We start from the raw sequence: 17,733 nt of genomic DNA, 5'->3' as shown, positions 1-17,733 counted from the left end.
CGGCTAGCGCTGGCAATTGCCACAATAGAAACTCGAGCGCCCCGATTGGACGATACGTTTGATCGGGGCGCCACATTTTTTGCACGGCTCGCCCTCGCGGTCGTACACCGCAAAACTGTGCTGGAAGTAGCCAAGTTCACCTGATGCAGCCTTGAAGTCGCTGATCGATGAGCCGCCTGCCTGAATGGCTTCAGCGATCACGTCATTTATGGCCGGTGCGAGCCTTGCTGCGCGGGAGCCGGGCACGGTAGACGCGCGGCGGCGCGGGCTGATACCGGCGCGGTATAGCGCTTCGCAGACATAGATATTTCCAAGCCCGGCAATCGTGCGCTGATCCAGAAGAACAGATTTGATAGGACCGCTTTTGTCTCTCAGAGCGTCATTCAGCCAGGCATGGGAAAAGCCATTTGTAAGTGGTTCAGGGCCAAAGCCCGCAAGTCTCGGATAGGTCTCCATCTCCGCCAGGGGCCAAAGTTCCATGAAGCCGAACCTGCGCGGATCATTATAAGTGACAATGTGTCCGCCCTCCATGTTCAGGATGACGTGGTCATGTTTGGAGTTGGGCGCGATCTCGTGGTGAAACTCGCCCGGTGTGCCTTGTCCTGTGATGGTAAACCGGCCCGACATGCCGAGATGCATAATCAGCGCTTCGCCAGTTTCCAGCTCTGCCACAAGGAATTTGGCGCGACGCCCAAGGCGCTCAATGCGCGCCCCTGTCAGGCGTTCAGCGAAGCCTTCCGCGAACGGGAATCTGAGGTTCGCGCGGTTCAATTGAACTGACAAAATCCGCTTCCCGTCCATGATGGGCGAAAGACCGCGGCGAACTGTCTCGACTTCAGGTAATTCTGGCATGGTTCCGGATATAGCGTTTCGCTTTGGGTGCCACTATGGTCGACGCGCATGACAAATGAAACTGAAACAGAAAAAACCGTCAGCTTCGGCTTTGAGGATGTCTCGCCTGAAGAAAAGGTGAGCCGTGTCAAAGGCGTGTTCCGCTCGGTCGCGAGCCGCTATGACGTCATGAATGATCTGATGTCGGCAGGCGTTCATCGGCTCTGGAAGCATGACACGATGGCCAAGGTAAATCCGCAGCCCGGCGAGGCATTGCTCGATGTCGCCGGCGGAACTGGAGATCTGGCCAAAGCCTTCATTGATCGCGCAGACAAGGTTGCTCACCGGCGCGGCGTTGTCGCGGACACACGTGCAACTGTTTGCGATATCAATGACGCGATGCTGGACGCTGGCCGCGCTCGCAGCGACATGGAGCCATATGAGGGACGCATTAGCTGGGTCTGCGGGGATGCGCAGGCACTGCCCTTCGAAGACCGGTCTTTCAACGCGCTCACCATCGCTTTTGGTATCCGCAATGTTGCCGATAGACAGGCGGCCCTCTCAGAATTTCGCCGTGTGCTGAAACCGGGTGGCCGGCTGGCAGTTCTCGAGTTCAGCCATATGACGGTGCCGATGCTCCAGAAGATGTATGACACCTACAGCTTCAATGTCATTCCCAAGCTTGGCGAACTGGTCGCGTCTGATCGCGACAGCTACCAGTACCTTGTTGAATCGATCAGGAAGTTCCCGAAGCAGGATGCGTTCCGGGATGAGGTAAAAGACGCCGGGTTCTCCGGCGTCTCCATTACCAATTTCTCAGGTGGAATAGCCGCCCTACATTCAGGATGGGCGGTTTGAGAAATCTATTCGTCAGGCGTATCGACGCTCATCCCGTTTTCGTCCACGGAGATGGACAGATCCGCGCCGTTATCGCCGCCATTTGCACTTGGTTGGCCAGCAAAGAACCAGATTCCAAAGCCGATTACGGCAACAAGAAGTGCGCCGACGATGAAGTAGAGCGCACTATTGTTCGATTGTGTACTATCAGCCATAAGATTTCTCCTTGTTGTGACGCTCATAACGCCGGGCTATCGGGGCGGTTCCGAAAAGCAGTAGGTGTATCTTGTTGAACGTTCTCGCAGATTATGGGCGATTGCTCCGCGCGGGTACGGCGCTTGTCCGGTATGACGTCATTCTGCCGGGAGAATATCTCTCGCGTTTACCCCTTCCGGCGCGCTTGGCCGGGCGGATCATGCGGATCATCGGTGGCCGCGCCAAAGGTCGTCAGGGCGAACGCATGGCCAAAGCGCTTGAGAAGCTCGGTCCGGCTTATATCAAGCTTGGTCAGTTTCTCGCAACGCGGCCTGACGTCTTCGGAAGCGAAGTGGCGACGGATCTGTCGCGCCTGAAAGACAAGATACCGCCATTCTCCAATGAGGAAGCCCGCAAGGCGCTTATTCAGGAGTTTGGCGAAGCCGACGCCGAACGGCTTTTTCCTTCTCTTGGGGATCCGGTTGCGGCGGCGTCACTGGCGCAGGTCCACAAGATGGAAACGGCCAGCGGCACAAAAGCGGTCAAGATCCTGCGACCGGGCGTCGAGCGCATGATTTCACAGGAGCTGCGAGCCATACGGCGCGCGGCGCGGACGGTTGAACGAACCTCTGTCGAAAGCCGACGGCTGGAGCCTGTCGCGTTCACAGAGACCGTCGCCGTCGCGATGGAAAAGGAACTCGATCTTCGGCTTGAGGCAGGGGGCGCCGATCAGATGCGCGCGCTCGCGCTCGAGGATGACTGGTTTGACGTCCCAGCCGTCGACTGGGACCGCACCGGCCAGCGCGTGCTGACGACGGAATGGGTCGATGGTATATCCCTCACCGATCCGCGGTCTCTCGAACAGGCTGGGATTTCGAGGCCGGAACTTGCCAACGCGATTACGCGCGGTTTTCTCTCGCACGCGATCGGGCACGGCGTCTTTCACGCGGACATGCATGAAGGAAATATCCTGATCTCGCCGAACAACCGCGTGTCACTTGTCGATTTCGGTCTGATCGGGCGCATTGGGTTGAATGAACGCCGGTTTCTCGCGCAGATTCTCTGGGGATTTATCCAGCGCGATTATCAACGCGTTGCTGAAGTCCATTTCGAAGCCGGTTATGTGCCCGCCCATCAGTCCGTCGGCGAATTTGCGCAGGCTCTGCGGTCGATAGGCGAACCGATCCACGGCAAGCCGGCCGAAGAGGTCTATATGGGCCGTATCCTGTTGCAGCTTATGGATTATACGCGAACCTTCGGGATGCGCCTGCGCCCTGAACTGGTGCTTCTCCAGAAAACCATGGTGCAGGTTGAGGGCGTGGCGCGTTCAATTGACCCGGGACATGACATCTGGAAAGCAGCCGAGCCGGTCGTGAAGGGATGGATCGCGAAAAATCTCGGACCGGCAGGCGCCGCGAAGCTTGCGGCCGACGGCGTGCGTGACGTGGCAGATCGACTGAAACGTCTGCCAGATGTGATGGACGAGTTTGAGCGCTTTCTGCGCGACGCACGAGTTCAGCAGACTGCTGCTAGCCAGGGCCCAAAATTCCCGTGGTTTCAATGGCTGGCCGGGACTATTCTTGTTTCTGCCCTCACTGGAGTCCTCGTCGCCCAACTCGCCTAAAACGAGAACCGTCTTATCTCCGCCTCAATTCGTGCTAGGTTAATGATAGTTTAACAGAGCATCCCGATCTGAATTTGCGGAGTCACCCATGAGATATTTTCCCGTTTTGGTCGCCTCGATTGCAGTGTCGGCATTCTGGGTAGCTGACGCAGAACCCGTTCGTTATGGCACAAGCGAACTGAGTGGCGGCCCCGTCTATCAGGCCCAGCCCGATCCGGCTGATCGGATTATCGACGTGCAGCGTCAGCAGATGATTGCAGAAGGACGCGTGCCATACGGCCCTAATGGCCCGGCTGTCACAACAACGCGCTCTGCATCTTCCACCTATGTCGAAGAGTATCAACGCAGCCAGATTCAGAATACGCCGCGCCGTCACCCTGGCGCTGAAAGTCACTATAACAGCGGCTATTCGACCGGTTCGCATCCACATACGGGTTACACCGCCCATCAGGACGGCCGGAACGATGCGGCGACCAGCTATGGCTTCGAGTGGTGGGCTTCAGACCCCTATTATGGTCAAACACGCCCTTCCGCTCACTATTCTTATCACGACCAAGCGCCGAGCAGCCGCGAGGTGACGATTTATCGTGGGTCAACCACAACACCAGCGCCCGTCGTCTCGCATGGCGGTGCAACCCGGCCATGCAGCTATTACAGCGCGCCTGCAACACATACGCCTTGCCCTTATGCCGGTCAGTACTCGTCAAATACGGTGACGACCTATGTCAGCCCGGCACCGACCTATGTGGCTCCAGCGCCGACCTATTCGCCACCTGTCTATGTCGATCCTGCGCCTGAATATGATTACGCGTACGACTATGCGCCCGTCCAGGCGCGTCATCGCGGCTTCTGTAAGCGCGAAATTACGCGCATCGGCAAAGACCGCAAAGGCCGCCAACAATATGAGGTCTGCTATGCGGACCTGCGTCCTGTCGAGGGGCCTGCCGTTGAGGAATTGTATGACCGTATTGAACGGGCAGCCGACCGCGCCTGCCGCGATAATAGTGGCTATGCAATGTTCAGCCGTCGCAACGACTGTGAAGACCAGGCCGTAGACCGCGCGGTCTATGATACAGGTATCGCCTCGCTTCAGCGCTATCACAACATCCGTACAGGACGCGGGCGTCCCCGCGTGACTGTTGGCCCGCTGCGCCGCTACTAGGCGGCAGCTGCCATCGAGGGGGCCGGGCGCGCATCAATTGGTGTGCGCCCGGCACACTTTGTGGCCCAAATGTCAGTGTGGCGTCGATTTCTAAATCTTTTTTGTGTAACAGAGTGCGGCAAACCGGAAGTTCGTTCGCATGAGCAGCAAAAGCATTCTCCTGATTATTGGTGGCGGTATCGCGGCCTACAAATCGCTTGAACTCATTCGGGAGTTATCCCGGCGTGGCATTCGCTCGCGTTGCATCGTGACCCGGGCTGGCCAGGAATTCGTCACACCACTCTCTGTTTCGGCGCTATCGGGCGAGAAATGTTTCACCGATCTGTTCAGCCTCGATGACGAAGCCGAGATGGGGCACATCCAGCTATCGCGGTCGACAGACCTTGTCGTTGTCTGTCCGGCTACAGCCGACCTGCTCGCCAAGGCCGCAGGCGGACACGCAAATGATCTGGCGTCCACGACGCTGATGGCGACGGACAAGCCTGTCCTCATGGTGCCAGCGATGAATGTGCGCATGTGGCAGCATGCAGCGACCCAGAGAAATGTCGAAACGCTCCGCAATGACGGGGTCACCGTGATGGACCCGGACGAGGGGGCAATGGCGTGCGGCGAATTCGGACCTGGCCGCTTGCCCGAGGTCCTGACGATCGCTGATGAAATCGAGCACCAGCTTTCGGCAAAGTCCGGACCGAAGCCGCTCGAAGGTAAACACGTCCTGATCACGGCTGGACCGACTCGCGAGCCGCTCGACCCCGTGCGTTATCTATCCAATCATTCGTCGGGCAAGCAGGGCTATGCGATTGCCGGCGCGCTGGCCGCGCTAGGAGCCCGCGTCAGCCTCGTATCGGGGCCGGTGGCGATTCCGGTACCGCGCGGATGTGATCTTGTCTCCGTTGAGACGGCGCGAGATATGCTGAAAGCTTGCGAGGAGGCTCTTCCCGCAGATGTCTTCATATCGGTGGCCGCTGTCGCGGACTGGCGGCCAGCCATATCGGCTAGCCAGAAACTCAAATTCAAGGACGAGGGCAAAACACTGCCCACACTGAGCCTCTCCGAAAACCCTGACATTCTGGCGACAATTTCGCACAAGCGAAAGAAACGGCCAGAGCTAGTAATAGGCTTTGCTGCCGAAACGCATGATGTCGAAGACCATGCTGTGGCCAAGATGAAGCGCAAGGGCTGTGACTGGATCGTGGCGAACGATGTGTCTGGCGACGTGATGGGCGGCGCGAATAATGAAGTCGCCCTCGTGACCGGGGATGGCGTTGAACGCTGGCCGCTTATGGACAAGGAATCTGTCGCGCGCCGACTAGCGACACGGATCGTGGACAAGATTGGCGCAGCAGATGCCTCACAACTGGCTGCGGAATAGGCAACTTAGCCTAGGCGATTGAAAAACGGCACTAAAAACGACCTCCAGGCACGTTTGTTCCATATGATAGTCTGTGTCCGGATGATCGCAGATTGTTCGGAACCATGGCCGGAAAAATCTGTTGTTCCGGCAAGTGATAAGACTTTGTTTGTCATTCGGTAACTAAGATTGACAGACCCCGAACTGGAACGAGACATGAAACTGATTATTGGGTATTTCGTCGCGATTGGCCTTCTGCTGACTAGCTTGTCCATCTTTGCCAATCAGAAGGCCGATGCTGAGACGGGCGCCGAAGAACCAGCCTCGAAAGCGACTATTCAGGCAACATCGTCTGATACCAACATGGAAGACGAAACCGAAATCACGGGTCGGACCTTCGTTATCTGATATAAGCCAATGCTCAGCGTTGATTGTCACGAGTTGACAAGTCACAGCGACTCCGGCGCTTTGCATTCTATGACCAATGTAACTGTTGCTGTGAAATCCTTGCCCCATTTTGAGGGGCTGTCCCTTCCTTCCTATGAGACCGACGGCGCTGCCGGTATGGATATCCGTGCTGCTTATGCTGACGGTGAGTCTTTCGAGCTCAAGCCGGGAGAGCGTACGATGGTGCCGACAGGATTGTCTGTCGCCATCCCCGAAGGCTACGAAATCCAGATGCGGCCACGCTCAGGCCTCGCCGCCAAGCACGGTCTGACCTGTCTGAATAGCCCGGGCACGATCGATAGCGATTATCGCGGCGAATTGAAGGTCATCCTTATCAATCATGGCCATGAGACGTTCACCATTTCGCGCGGAGAACGCATTGGTCAGATGGTGCTCTCTCCGGTTACCCGCCTGGCATGGGAAACAGTTGAGTCCTTGCCTGAGACCCAGCGCGGCGAAGGCGGGTTCGGATCTACTGGCCGCTAAATTCGCGGAAATCCTTGCATTCTCCGATATCAATGCTTATTATCGAATTACGATAAAAAAGGTTCGATATCATGGAAATCAACAGCCCATTCACCATGGTTGTTATCATCGTTCTGATCGCGGTCGGAGCTGGCGTCATCAACAATTACATCAAGATGAAGGCCAGCCGTAAGGACGATGTCGACACTGAAGAAGAAGTGTTCCGGCTTCGCAAGGATGTTGAGCGCCTGACAGAGCGCGTGCGTGTCCTTGAGACGATTGCCACTGACTCCGAAGCCCGTTTACGCGATGATATTCGGCGCCTAGCCTAGAGCAGAGCGTTTTCGTCCTTGGCAAATTTGGCCAGAAGATAAGCGTCTGTTTCCTCGATCGGCTCAAGCTTGCCGAACGCAAACGCGTTGCGGTCCATGACGAGGTCTCTCGACCGCAAGGCGCGGGAGATCTCTAACCCTTCCAATGAGCGCGCACGTGAAAAAGCCACATAGGCTTGGCCGTGCGCGAACATGCCCCGATCGAAGTCGATGAAGACTTTGTCGAGCGTCAGCCCTTGCGCCTTGTGAATGGTGACAGCATAGGCCAGACGCAATGGCACCTGCTTGAACGTGCCAACGACCTCGCGTGAAACCTTCTTGGTTTCCGGGTCCAGTTCGTACTTATACTTTTCCCACGCGGCCGGCTCGATCTCGTAGATGTGCCCGTCCAGTTCAACGAAGACATTATCACCCTTGAAACCATCAACCGTCGCTAGCGATCCGTTGACCCAGCGACCTTCAGGATCATTCTTGATCAGCATGACCCGCGCGCCTTCTTTCAGCTCAAGGTCGGCCTCCGTTGGATATGACTTCTCATCGAATGTGCCCTGCACCTTCGCTTCGAAGGACTGTGGCTTTCCTGGAAGGTCTGCCAGACGTGCCTGATTGATTCGGAAGGCATTGGCATTGTTGGGCGTCAGCACGACATGCGTTTCGCTCGCCTCAACGGCAGAGCGCTGGCTGACCACTGATCCGACAAGCCGCTCATCAGTTGGCGTAAGACGACCCTGACGCATGGCGCCGAGAAGCGCGAGAAAGCGTGGGTCTTCTTGCCGGAACACGTGTTTGAGGGCCAGAAGGGCGAATTCTGCATTCTTGAAGCCGGGCGCATTGAAGAAATAATGGCCGCCATAGCGCTCATTCAGGATTTCGGCTTCCGCGCCGCGGGCCACGGGCGGCAATTGATGCAGATCACCCGACAGGATCATACGGACGCCGCCGAATGGTCTCTTTGAACCACGGTTGAGCTGAAGACTTTTGTCGATCGCATCCAGCATATCGGCGCGCACCATCGAGATCTCATCAATGATCATCGTCTCGACCGCCTTGATGAGGCGCACACCGCGCAAACGCTTGATGTCCGCCTGCTCAATGAGACGCGGCGGGAATTTGAAGAAGGAGTGGATCGTCTGTCCACCCGCATTCATCGCCGCAACCCCCGTCGGCGCGAGGACGACTGTGTTCTCGCCAGCCTCTGCCAGGAAGCGGCGCAGCATGGTCGTCTTGCCGGTGCCTGCGCGCCCCGTCAGGAAAAGATTGCCCTGCGCACCGGCACCGCGCGCGACCCAGTCGGCGGGTGCGGCATAGATGCGATCTGGCAGGTTGGAAGGTTCGGTGCGATTCATATTGAGTAGCCTTAACCGTATCCGCCCTGCTAAGCGAGGGCATGGCATTAAGTGGAACACAGCTCGAACGGCACAAACGTCACATTCTCCTGAAGGAGATTGGCGGACCGGGTGTGCAGAAACTACTGGCCGCGCATGTCTCGATTGTCGGGGCAGGGGCGCTCGGCGGACCTTGCGCAATGTATCTGGCGGCCGGGGGCGTTGGTCATATTGATCTCTGGGATGATGACCTTGTTGAGCGGTCCAATCTACAGCGGCAAATTCAGTTCACCGAGGATGATATTGGCCAGTCGAAGGCGACGCAGCTTGCCGCGCGCCTGAAAGCGAGCGCACCAGATTGCGAAGTGACCATCAACAAGGCGCGCTGGAAAAAGGCTGACGCACTGGGCGGCACTATCCTGATTGATGCGACAGACAACTTCGAGACACGGTTCGCGCTGAACCGGGTGGCCCATGAAAGCCAGCGCGTGCTGGTCTCAGGCGCGGCGACGCGCTGGGCCGGGCAGGTTTCTATCTTTGCGTCCGGGCTCGATGCCGAGCTGCCTTGTTATCAATGTCTGGTGCCGCAAATGCCGCCGGATGCGGAAGCTTGCGATGACGTTGGTGTGGTCGGACCGGTTACTGGCATGGTCGCAACGCAAATGGCGCTGGAAACGATCAAACTGATCACCGGTGCGGGAAAGAGCCTGACGGGCCAGATCAATGTGATCGACGGCCTCAGCGGCGCTATCCGCAATGTGCGCCTGCGGAAAGATCCAGCCTGCCCGGTGTGCGGGCAGGCCGGCTGATCAGTTCTTCGCTAGTGGTGATCCCCATGATCGGCAGCGTGGTCGCCGTCATGTCCGGAATGGTCCATCGAATGATCCTTGTCTGAGTGCGAGTTTTGCGCAGGCGCGGTGAGGTCGGCGTAAATCAGGCTGACGAAACGATCAGCATTGATAAAGCCGCTGCCCCAGTCGTCGCTCCACTCCGCAAGCGGGTTGGCGGCCTGGATTTCTTCAGGTGTCTTCCCAGCATCGATCTCTGCCTGAACGGCCTCAACGCTACCGGCGACGACGTCACGAAGCGCCATGACATCGTCACGTGTTGCCTCTGGCCCATGTCCGGGAATGATTTTCGTAGTCTCGTCGGCGAGGCTGTAGATTGTATCGAGGCCAGACAGATAGCCATCAAAACTGCCGCCGCTGAAGACATCGACGAACGGAAAGCTTCCGTTGAACATGACGTCGCCCGTGTGGATCACATTCGCTTCTTCAAAATAGATCGCGGAATCGGTGTCGGTGTGGGCGTTCGGTAAATGGTGGACGTGGATCGTCTGTCCATTGAGATACAGGGTCATCTCATCTGAATAGGTCAGCACAGGCCACGCGGCTTCATCGGCCGGGGGGATGATCTGCGTTTCGCCGCCGAGCGCGCGGGAATTTTGCGTCGATAGGCGGGCGCGTACATTGTCGTGTCCGATGATCGTGGCGCCAGCGTCCGCCATCGGCACATTGCCGCCCGCATGATCGCCGTGCCAGTGCGTGTTCAACAGGAACCGCACATCGGATGTGCCAGCAATGTCATTGATTGCCGAAAGCAGTCCAGGCGCCATTTCTGCATACTGGCTATCGATCACAAAGGTACCGTCTTCGCCGGTCAGAACGCCGACATTCCCGCCGCGTCCGACGAGCATGTAGATGCCATTGCCGAGATCATTGGTTGTAACAGGTGTCGGGCTCGCCGCCTGCGCAGTATGCGTGCCGTCGCCATGCGCAAATGCGGCCGGGCTAAGCGCCAGGCCGAGAACGGCGAGGCTGATGGTTGATCGAAACATATGGAACTCTCCCTTGAATATAATTCAAGGATAGAGCGCGCGCAGGTTGAAGCCAGCTTGCGGCTTTAACGATGTTGTGAAGTGCCGTTCGGCAGAGAGCTCAAGCCGCTGGCGCTTTGGCCGCTTCCGGGCAAAGAATCGCCTTGATCGCCGACGCTGACCCGGCTTTCCGCAGGGCTTCGCGCAGCTCAGCCTGACGCAGTGTCCGGCTCACCTGTGCCAGCGCGCGCAAATGGTCCGCCCCGGAGCCAACCGGCGCGATCAGCATGAAGATCAGATCACACGGACGATCATCGACCGCATCGAAATCCACGCCTTGGTCAAGCCGCACAAATCCACCTACGGGGTGAGACAGCTTCTCGATGCGCGCATGCGGAATCGCAACGCCTTCGCCGACGCCGGTTGAGCCAAGCCGCTCTCGTTCCATCACGGCATCGAAAATGTCGCGGGCATCGAGTTTGGTCGTCTCGGCCAACGCCTGAGCAAGCGCGGTCAGCGCCTGCTTGCGGTTTTCGACGTGAATAGGATCGAGAATAGCGCCTTCACCAAGAAGGCTTGTGAGATCATTTGCCATGACTCTTCGCGCTTCTACTAGGAGGTTTTGCTGTTGTTCGCCGGATCGACCCAGCCAATATTTCCGTCACTTCGACGATACACCATATTGAGCCCCGAATGTTTCGCATTACGGAACATGAGGGCTGGTGAATCGGCAAGTTCAAGCTGCAAAACAGCTTCCGAAACTGTCATCGTGCGAATGGCTGAAGCACTCTCTGCTACAATAACGGGCGCTTCACCATTCTCACCGGTCTCTGCCGGATCTTCTTCTTCCGGCGCGCCTTTCAGCACAAAGGCGGCGGCCGGTTCACTCGGAAACGGGCTGCGATTGTCCTTGTGGTGATCTTTCAGCCGGCGTTTGTAGCGCCGGACTCGCTTCTCGATCTTCGCCAGCGCTTCGTCCAGCGCGGCATAGGGATCGGTCGCTTTGCCGGTCGACTGCAGGATGATGCCTGACGGCAAATGTATATTGCAGTCGATTTCGGTTTCATGGCCATTCGGGCTGACAGTGACGTGTCCGTCAAAATCCCGGTCGAAATATTTTGTGACGGCTGCTTCAAGACCAGTTTCGATGCGCTCGCGGAGCGCATCGCCAAGGTCCATCTTCCGTCCTGCGATTTGTATCTGCACGGAACTCTCCGATTACGAGGTCCTACTATAACGCCTTGATCAGGGAAATCGAGGCGTCGCCTCCTTATTATTACGGTGTTTTGAGTCAATAAGCTGTGCGCAGGTCCGATGGATCAAGCGCTGGCTTTCAGACGACGCCGTCGCTGGACACTAGATGGAATATTCAGGCTCTCACGATACTTGGCGACGGTGCGCCGGGCAATCTCTATGCCAAATTCTGTAAGTATTTCAACGATCTTGTCGTCGGAAAGTACGTTGTCGCCTTCATCGTCGACCAGCTGTTTGATCCGGTAACGAACCGCTTCTGCCGAATGTGCGTCTCCGCCGCCTGTCCCCGGAATTGAGGCAGAGAAAAAGTATTTCAGCTCAAACAGACCGCGCGGCGTGCCCATATATTTATTTGATGTAACGCGGCTGACCGTGGATTCGTGCATTTCAATCGCGTCTGCGACCTGTTTTAGGTTCAGCGGGCGAAGGTGCGCTACCCCGTGCGCGAAAAACGCGTCCTGCTGTCGGACAATCTCGCTGGCGACTTTCAGGATCGTACGCGCGCGCTGATCGAGTGACTTGATCAGCCATGAGGCGTTTTGCGCGCAATCAGTGATGAATTCCTTTTCCTTCTCCCGCATCGGAAGGGTGCTGACCTCTGCATAATACGCCTTGTCCATCAGGACGCGGGGCAGGGTTTCGGCGTTCAGCTCAACCGCAAACATGCCATTCGGCATCTCGCGAACAAAAACATCTGGCGCCACAGCGATGGTCGTGCCGCTTGCAAAGGCAGAGCCGGGACGAGGCGTCAAAAGACGAAGCTCCGACATCATGTCGAGCACGTCCTCCTTGTCGACGCCGCAAACATCCGAAAGGCCTTTAACGTCGTGCTTGGCGACCATATCGAGATTATCGAGCAGCGCCTGCATGGCCGGGTCAAGCCTGTCGCGTTCTTTGAGTTGTAGCGCAAGACATTCGCCAATTGTGCGCGCCATCACGCCGGTCGGCTCAAAGCCCTGACAGACATGCAGAACCGCCTCAACATTTGCCGGGTCAGCGCCCAGGGCAGCCGCAACTTCTTCCAGGTCGACCTTGCAGTAGCCAGCGTCGTCGGTCTCATCGACGAGGCGGGCCCCGATCAGCCTGTCAGCCTGGGAAAGACCTGACATGGAAAGCTGATCGTGAAGATGTTCGTGCAGCGACTTCTCGGAGCTTAGCGAGCCCTCAAAATCGTAGTCGTCGCCTGAGAAGCTTCCGCCGCTGCCAGCTTGCGACCAATCGGTCTTGGCAGAAGGGCCTGACATTTCATTGGCCGTCTGGCCGGTGTCCGAATTGGTGCCGCTTTCATAGAGATCTTCGCGCGGCGCATCCATCGCCTCGCGGGCCTCGTTCAGACCTGAGCGGTCATCGAGGTCAAGTTCATCGCGCTTGGATTTGCGCTCTATTTCTTCTCGCTCGGGCTCATCGTGATCACCGTTTTCGCCGCGTTCGAGCAGCGGGTTTCGCTCAATCTCCGCTTCAACGAACTCGGCAAGTTCCATATTTGAGAGTTGCAGCAGTTTGATCGCCTGCTGCAATTGCGGCGTCATCACCAGGGACTGACCCTGGCGCATGTCCAACCGTTGTGAAATGGCCATGGGCGCTACGCTGCGAACCGTTCGCCCAGATAGACCCGGCGTACATCTTCGTTCGTCAGGACATCTTCAGGCGAGCCTTCGAACAGCACGCCTCCATCATAGATGATAGATGCCCGATCCACGATCTGCAGCGTCTCGCGTACCTGGTGGTCGGTAATCAGCACGCCAAGGCCGCGCTGTTTCAGATAACCAACCAGATCAGAAATATCCGATACGGCGAGAGGGTCGATACCGGTAAACGGTTCGTCCAGAAGCATGAAACTCGGTCTGGAGGCGAGGGCACGGGCAATCTCGACCCGGCGGCGTTCACCGCCCGATAAAGAGGTCGCAGACTGATCACGCAAATGCGTGATGTGCAGCTCGTCCAGCAGGGCATCGACTTCCCGTTTTCGGGCAGTTTTATCTTTCTCCACGAGTTCGACGACCGCGAGGATATTCTCCTCAACGCTCATACCGCGGAAAATGGAGGCTTCCTGTGGAAGGTATCCGACGCCCAGGCGGGCCCGCTGATACATGGGGAGTGACGTGACGTCGGCGCCATCGATCTCGATGCTGCCGGCGTCGGCACTTATCAGTCCCATGATCATATAGAAGCAGGTGGTCTTGCCGGCGCCATTAGGCCCCAGAAGACCGACAACTTCGCCGCGCTGAAGAGACAGGGAAACGTCTTTCACGACAGTGCGCTTGCCAAATGCCTTGGCAAGTCCGTTAGCTACGAGGCCGCTGGCCGCATCCGTCATCAGGAAATTTCCTCTTGATACTCTTGCGCGGTATGGTTGCCGCCCGGTGTTTTACCTAGTCTATCAGACTTAATATCCGCTTAGCGCGGGCGTCCTAATTCGATGGTTCGTCCGGCGCAGGCGTGCCTTGACCGGGATTGATATTCATCTGGACGCGGCCTGGGCCGCCATCAAGTGTCGTGCGGCCTTCTGCCAGGCGCATGACAAGTTTCTCTCCAGTGGCAACATCTTCGCCACGGACCAGAACGACTTCACCTGTCAGTGTGATCGTGTCGGCCTTGGCATCGTAAACGCCGCGTGTTCCCGTCGCTTTGAGGTCCGGGGTGACGTAGAAAACGCTGCCTTCGGCTGTCATCGTCTCAATGTCGCCGAACCCGCCGGCGCCGCTCGCGCCAGTCGTTTCGCTGTCGCCGCTGGCCGCATAATTGATCGTGACCTTGTCGGCGCGGAGCCGGGCATCGCCCTGCATGATGTCGACGTCCTTGATGAGGATGACCTGCCGCTGGCGCTCGAGGACTTCACTTCTGTCGGCATTGACCCGGATAGGACCACCCTGACCAGACACCTGTGCTAGGGCGGTTGGCGTTCCGGCGACTGTCAGTGCTGCGCACGCAACCAAAAACCTATTCATCAGCATCTATCTCCTCATTGTCCCGGCCACCCGGGAATATGGTCATCTGTACATTGCCACTGCAACGTACTCTGTCACCATCATCTACGATTTCAAAATTATCACAGCGCACATCGCCCAGTGGGCCTGAGCCGGAAAGCGGATCAATACCCTGCACCCGGCTCTCTTCAACAAACATCTTGGCTGATGTTGACCGAAACTTGTAGCCTTTAGAATCGACAAGCCGGACGTCTTCAAACAGCGATAGGGTTTGTTCATCCTGATCATAAAGCCCCGAGGGAGCCTCAATCTCGGTTCCATCCTCGATCACCATTTTGGGGTTCGTCAGATCGATCTTTTCACCGCCCCCCTGTCGGCGCTGGGCTGTGTCCGCCGTAATGACGAAGGCCTGCCCTGCAACATCGCGTCCGGTGAAGCGCGGATTGACCATCGTCACGACTTCGTCACTGGACAGCTTTTCGATTGATCCCGGCGATGCGGAGACGGCATTTGCCGCAAGATGGCCGACCATGACACCGGCCGATATGGCCGCGGCCGCTGTAAACCCCAGACGCATGAGCGAAACGCGGTTTGAACGCTTGCGGGCCTGCGCCAGTGTCATCTGGCGGCGAGGTTCCCACAGGCTTAAGGCGCTCTTTGTGTTGGTTGAAACAGTCATCAGGCGGAATTTACGACGGTTTGAAGGAATATGATAGATCAGACGCCGTGGTCATTTCGTGACCAAATGAGGCTGTTTCCCGGCGCATCAGCTATGGGAGAAAATGTCGGTCTCGCCCCAGCCTTCCAGGTCGAGCTCTGCGCGAACAGGCAGGAAGTCGAAACAGGCCTGCGCCAGCTCCAGTCGTCCTTCACGCGCAAGCATGGCTTCCAACCCATCCTTGATCGCATGCAGGTGAAGCACATCGCTCGCGCAATAATGAAGTTGCGCATCAGTCAGCGTCTCAGCGCCCCAGTCTGAAGACTGCTGCGCCTTCGACATATCGACACCGGCGATCTCGCGGGCGACATCTTTCAGGCCATGCCGATCCGTGTAGGTGCGGCAGAGTTTCGAAGCGATCTTGGTGCACCAGATGGGGCCGCACTCGATGCCCAGCCATTGTTTCATCATCGCAACATCGAAGCGGGCGAAGTGAAAGATCTTGAGGCGGGACTGGTCAGCCAGAACGGCTTTCAGATTGGGGCAGTCAAAGTCGCGCGATAGTTGAACGACGTGCGCCGTGCCGTCCCCCGAGGATAGCTGGACGACGCACAAAGCGTCCCTGAAAGGATTGAGGCCCATGGCTTCGGTATCAACGGCGATAACCTTACCAAGATCGATGTCAGCGGGCAGATCGCCCTTGTGCAGCGTGATATTTTTCATGCGCCACCCCATAAACAATCTGTGTGATTAGGCAATCGCCCAGGAGGCGCGCATTCAGTCTATCGCGGCGGTGCAGCAGAGCGAATGTCGCCGTTCCGGCTCGCCAACTTGACGCTAACGACATAGGCCTTCTCAGCCTGCATGCCGGCGAGGATCAACCCGGCCTGATCGCTGGGCATCAGGCGCAGGAAGCCGGCTGCAAAAGCCGGGTCCATCTGATTGAAAATAGAGGCGGCCTGATCGGGCTTCATGGCGCTGTACATTTGCGCCAGATGGGTGATGTCCTCATCGGCGCTGGTTGTCATGGTTTTCCAGCGCTCATCAATCGTTAGCTGGAGCGCGGCAAGCTCCTCGGCTTTACGATTGATTTCCTGTTCGCGCGCTTGCAGGGCCAATTCCTGTGCCTGCAATGCATCTGCCCGATTTTGCAGGCTTTTCTGGTCGCTGGCGAGGGCTGCAGCAGCCTCGCCCGTAAAGCAAACTTCGTCAGAGCGAGCCGGTTTTTTGCTCGTCACCTCAAGAGCTGCTGGCGTAGCCGTCGGTGTTTCACTGGCGCTCAGCGATGCCATTTCAACTTTGGCCGCCTTGTCTTCTGCAGAGGCTTGCGTCGTCGGCAGAATGCGCGTGATACCGCCCACCGTGAACAGAACGCCAAGCGTGACGAGAACATGAGAACGTTTGGTCGAAACGGCCATCGCGTTAGCTCGCCTTCTTCAGGTCAGGGCGCGCTTCGCCGTCGAACAGGGCGTCCGGGTCAGCAGGCTTTACCGCCGCCATCTGACGATAGTCTTTGACCTGCCGAAGGATGAATTTCAGTTCGCGCGTGCTCGCTTCGGTTTCCCGCAACAGGTTTGTCAGTGTGCCATTCAGTTCAGCCTGCGCTGCGGAAATGCTGCCGCTGGCAGCGGCATGTGAGGCTTCCATCTTTTCCGTGAGGCCTTGAGCACGTGTGCTTGCAGCTTCCGCCTCGGCGATCAGATTGGTTAACCGGGACGCGATTTCGTTGGTCTGGCTGCGTGTCTCGCTGGTCGCAGAGGATACCGCCGAGACCGACTTGGTCATTGCCATGATCGTCGCGCCAAGTCCGTCGCGCGTATCCTGCAGCGCTTTCAGGCGCCGGCTCAGTACGAAACAGTATGCGCAGGCTGCCGCCGAGACGAGGAAGAGCGCGATGTCTGTGGGTTGGATCGTGGAAAACATGCTCGATTACCTCAACAGGAATTCAGTGATCAGGACGCCTTGGGAGGTGTCAGACCCCAGAACGAGTTCTGCCCGGCGGCCCAGCTGCTCACGCATGCGAGGGTAAAACCCGGCCGTCTCAAAGTCGGAGAGCTCAACGGAGCGTAAATACGAAATGAAGGCGTCTGATAGCATGGGCTGGGCTTCAGTGATTTTCTTTTCATTGCCCTTTTCGGTGACGATCGACGTGTTGAGCTTCACAAAACGTGTGGCAGGCTCATTGCCGATTGTGACCAGCAATTCGTCGAGTTGGACGTAGGAAAGCTCTTCGCGCGCCAAGGGTTCGACCTTTGTGCTCGCGACCTGTTCCGGCGCCGGGCAAGCGGCTGATTCGGTATTTGCGGACGGGAATAGAAAGAAAACGACCGCAAAGGAACACGCAGCCGATACCACTGCGAGAATCGCCCAGTTTACAAGGCTCCCGCCTGGCTTTTTCTCCGCCTGGTCATTCGAGGTGTCAGTTTCCTTGGCCATGAGCCCCTCAGTTGCTGGTCCGCCAACTTACCCACTGCTGTAGTGAATGCTGGGTAAAGGAAGCGTTAACAAT

Annotated in this window: 22 protein-coding genes; 8 read left to right on the top strand and 14 right to left on the bottom strand. The window is 57.5% G+C overall.

Annotated features, from left to right (window positions below; translation table 11 throughout):
- Nucleotides 1-3: 3 nt before the first annotated feature.
- Nucleotides 4-852, bottom strand: coding sequence for a bifunctional DNA-formamidopyrimidine glycosylase/DNA-(apurinic or apyrimidinic site) lyase (gene mutM / locus B8783_RS12245; protein WP_084420399.1), 849 nt, complete (start codon nt 850-852; stop codon nt 4-6).
- 48 nt (nt 853-900) lie between these two features.
- Between mutM and ubiE the strand changes: the two genes are divergently transcribed.
- Nucleotides 901-1,689: a bifunctional demethylmenaquinone methyltransferase/2-methoxy-6-polyprenyl-1,4-benzoquinol methylase UbiE gene (gene ubiE / locus B8783_RS12240; RefSeq protein WP_084420398.1), complete on the top strand. Its 789-nt coding sequence runs from the start codon at nt 901-903 to the stop codon at nt 1,687-1,689.
- Nucleotides 1,690-1,694: 5 nt separating this feature from the next.
- On the opposite strand, the gene B8783_RS12235 is transcribed toward ubiE, so the two are convergent.
- Complete coding sequence (locus tag B8783_RS12235; protein WP_084420397.1) at nt 1,695-1,883, bottom strand: hypothetical protein; 189 nt, start codon at nt 1,881-1,883, stop codon at nt 1,695-1,697.
- Between the two features lie 74 nt (nt 1,884-1,957).
- Between B8783_RS12235 and ubiB the strand changes: the two genes are divergently transcribed.
- From ubiB to B8783_RS12205, 6 genes are all read left to right on the top strand, one after another.
- The gene (ubiB, locus tag B8783_RS12230; protein ID WP_233355770.1) at nt 1,958-3,487 is read left to right on the top strand and encodes a 2-polyprenylphenol 6-hydroxylase; all 1,530 of its coding nucleotides are present in this window, start codon (nt 1,958-1,960) and stop codon (nt 3,485-3,487) included.
- Nucleotides 3,488-3,575: 88 nt separating this feature from the next.
- Nucleotides 3,576-4,649: a hypothetical protein gene (locus tag B8783_RS12225; protein WP_084420395.1), complete on the top strand. Its 1,074-nt coding sequence runs from the start codon at nt 3,576-3,578 to the stop codon at nt 4,647-4,649.
- A gap of 139 nt (nt 4,650-4,788) precedes the next feature.
- Nucleotides 4,789-6,021: a bifunctional phosphopantothenoylcysteine decarboxylase/phosphopantothenate--cysteine ligase CoaBC gene (gene coaBC / locus B8783_RS12220; RefSeq protein ID WP_084420394.1), complete on the top strand. Its 1,233-nt coding sequence runs from the start codon at nt 4,789-4,791 to the stop codon at nt 6,019-6,021.
- Between the two features lie 195 nt (nt 6,022-6,216).
- Nucleotides 6,217-6,408, top strand: a complete 192-nt coding sequence (locus tag B8783_RS12215) for a hypothetical protein (RefSeq protein ID WP_084420393.1) — start codon at nt 6,217-6,219, stop codon at nt 6,406-6,408.
- Between the two features lie 69 nt (nt 6,409-6,477).
- Nucleotides 6,478-6,933 (top strand): dUTP diphosphatase, encoded by a 456-nt coding sequence (dut, locus tag B8783_RS12210; RefSeq protein ID WP_084420392.1) that lies wholly within the window; start codon nt 6,478-6,480, stop codon nt 6,931-6,933.
- 71 nt (nt 6,934-7,004) lie between these two features.
- Complete coding sequence (locus tag B8783_RS12205) at nt 7,005-7,244, top strand: hypothetical protein (RefSeq protein ID WP_233355769.1); 240 nt, start codon at nt 7,005-7,007, stop codon at nt 7,242-7,244.
- On the opposite strand, the gene B8783_RS12200 is transcribed toward B8783_RS12205, so the two are convergent.
- The gene (locus tag B8783_RS12200) at nt 7,241-8,590 is read right to left on the bottom strand and encodes an ATP-dependent DNA helicase (protein ID WP_084420391.1); all 1,350 of its coding nucleotides are present in this window, start codon (nt 8,588-8,590) and stop codon (nt 7,241-7,243) included. The genes B8783_RS12205 and B8783_RS12200 overlap by 4 nt on opposite strands.
- Nucleotides 8,591-8,631: 41 nt before the next feature.
- Between B8783_RS12200 and B8783_RS12195 the strand changes: the two genes are divergently transcribed.
- Nucleotides 8,632-9,378: a HesA/MoeB/ThiF family protein gene (locus B8783_RS12195; RefSeq protein WP_084420390.1), complete on the top strand. Its 747-nt coding sequence runs from the start codon at nt 8,632-8,634 to the stop codon at nt 9,376-9,378.
- 11 nt (nt 9,379-9,389) lie between these two features.
- On the opposite strand, the gene B8783_RS12190 is transcribed toward B8783_RS12195, so the two are convergent.
- The 11 genes from B8783_RS12190 to B8783_RS12140 form a co-directional block, all read right to left on the bottom strand.
- Nucleotides 9,390-10,406, bottom strand: a complete 1,017-nt coding sequence (locus B8783_RS12190; protein WP_084420389.1) for an MBL fold metallo-hydrolase — start codon at nt 10,404-10,406, stop codon at nt 9,390-9,392.
- 100 nt (nt 10,407-10,506) lie between these two features.
- Nucleotides 10,507-10,980 (bottom strand): PTS sugar transporter subunit IIA, encoded by a 474-nt coding sequence (locus tag B8783_RS12185; protein ID WP_084420388.1) that lies wholly within the window; start codon nt 10,978-10,980, stop codon nt 10,507-10,509.
- 17 nt (nt 10,981-10,997) lie between these two features.
- Nucleotides 10,998-11,591, bottom strand: coding sequence for a ribosome hibernation-promoting factor, HPF/YfiA family (gene hpf, locus B8783_RS12180; protein ID WP_084420387.1), 594 nt, complete (start codon nt 11,589-11,591; stop codon nt 10,998-11,000).
- 113 nt (nt 11,592-11,704) lie between these two features.
- Entirely contained in the window at nt 11,705-13,216 is a 1,512-nt protein-coding gene (gene rpoN / locus B8783_RS12175) for an RNA polymerase factor sigma-54 (RefSeq protein WP_084420386.1), read from the bottom strand.
- A 5-nt stretch (nt 13,217-13,221) separates the two neighbouring features.
- A complete protein-coding gene (gene lptB, locus B8783_RS12170; protein ID WP_084420385.1) occupies nt 13,222-13,956 on the bottom strand; it encodes an LPS export ABC transporter ATP-binding protein in 735 nt (244 codons plus the stop codon).
- A gap of 94 nt (nt 13,957-14,050) precedes the next feature.
- On the bottom strand, nt 14,051-14,587 hold the full coding sequence (locus B8783_RS12165; protein WP_084422081.1) for an LptA/OstA family protein: 537 nt from the start codon (nt 14,585-14,587) through the stop codon (nt 14,051-14,053).
- Nucleotides 14,580-15,188 carry an LPS export ABC transporter periplasmic protein LptC gene (gene lptC, locus B8783_RS12160; RefSeq protein WP_084420384.1) on the bottom strand — a complete coding sequence of 203 codons (609 nt, stop codon included), beginning with the start codon at nt 15,186-15,188 and terminating at the stop codon, nt 14,580-14,582. The genes B8783_RS12165 and lptC overlap by 8 nt, the downstream gene beginning before the upstream one ends.
- A gap of 144 nt (nt 15,189-15,332) precedes the next feature.
- Nucleotides 15,333-15,947, bottom strand: coding sequence for a ribonuclease D (locus tag B8783_RS12155; protein WP_084420383.1), 615 nt, complete (start codon nt 15,945-15,947; stop codon nt 15,333-15,335).
- 59 nt (nt 15,948-16,006) lie between these two features.
- On the bottom strand, nt 16,007-16,642 hold the full coding sequence (locus tag B8783_RS12150) for a MotE family protein (RefSeq protein ID WP_084420382.1): 636 nt from the start codon (nt 16,640-16,642) through the stop codon (nt 16,007-16,009).
- A gap of 4 nt (nt 16,643-16,646) precedes the next feature.
- Nucleotides 16,647-17,147 carry a CAMP factor family pore-forming toxin gene (locus B8783_RS12145; protein ID WP_084420381.1) on the bottom strand — a complete coding sequence of 167 codons (501 nt, stop codon included), beginning with the start codon at nt 17,145-17,147 and terminating at the stop codon, nt 16,647-16,649.
- A 6-nt stretch (nt 17,148-17,153) separates the two neighbouring features.
- Complete coding sequence (locus B8783_RS12140; protein ID WP_084420380.1) at nt 17,154-17,660, bottom strand: flagellar basal body-associated FliL family protein; 507 nt, start codon at nt 17,658-17,660, stop codon at nt 17,154-17,156.
- Nucleotides 17,661-17,733: the final 73 nt, after the last annotated feature.

Origin of the sequence: Henriciella litoralis (genome assembly GCF_002088935.1) — a bacterium.
Classification (GTDB): Bacteria; Pseudomonadota; Alphaproteobacteria; order Caulobacterales; family Hyphomonadaceae; genus Henriciella; species Henriciella litoralis.
Note: the sequence above shows the minus strand (reverse complement) of the source record. Positions and strands in the feature narration are given on the sequence as shown.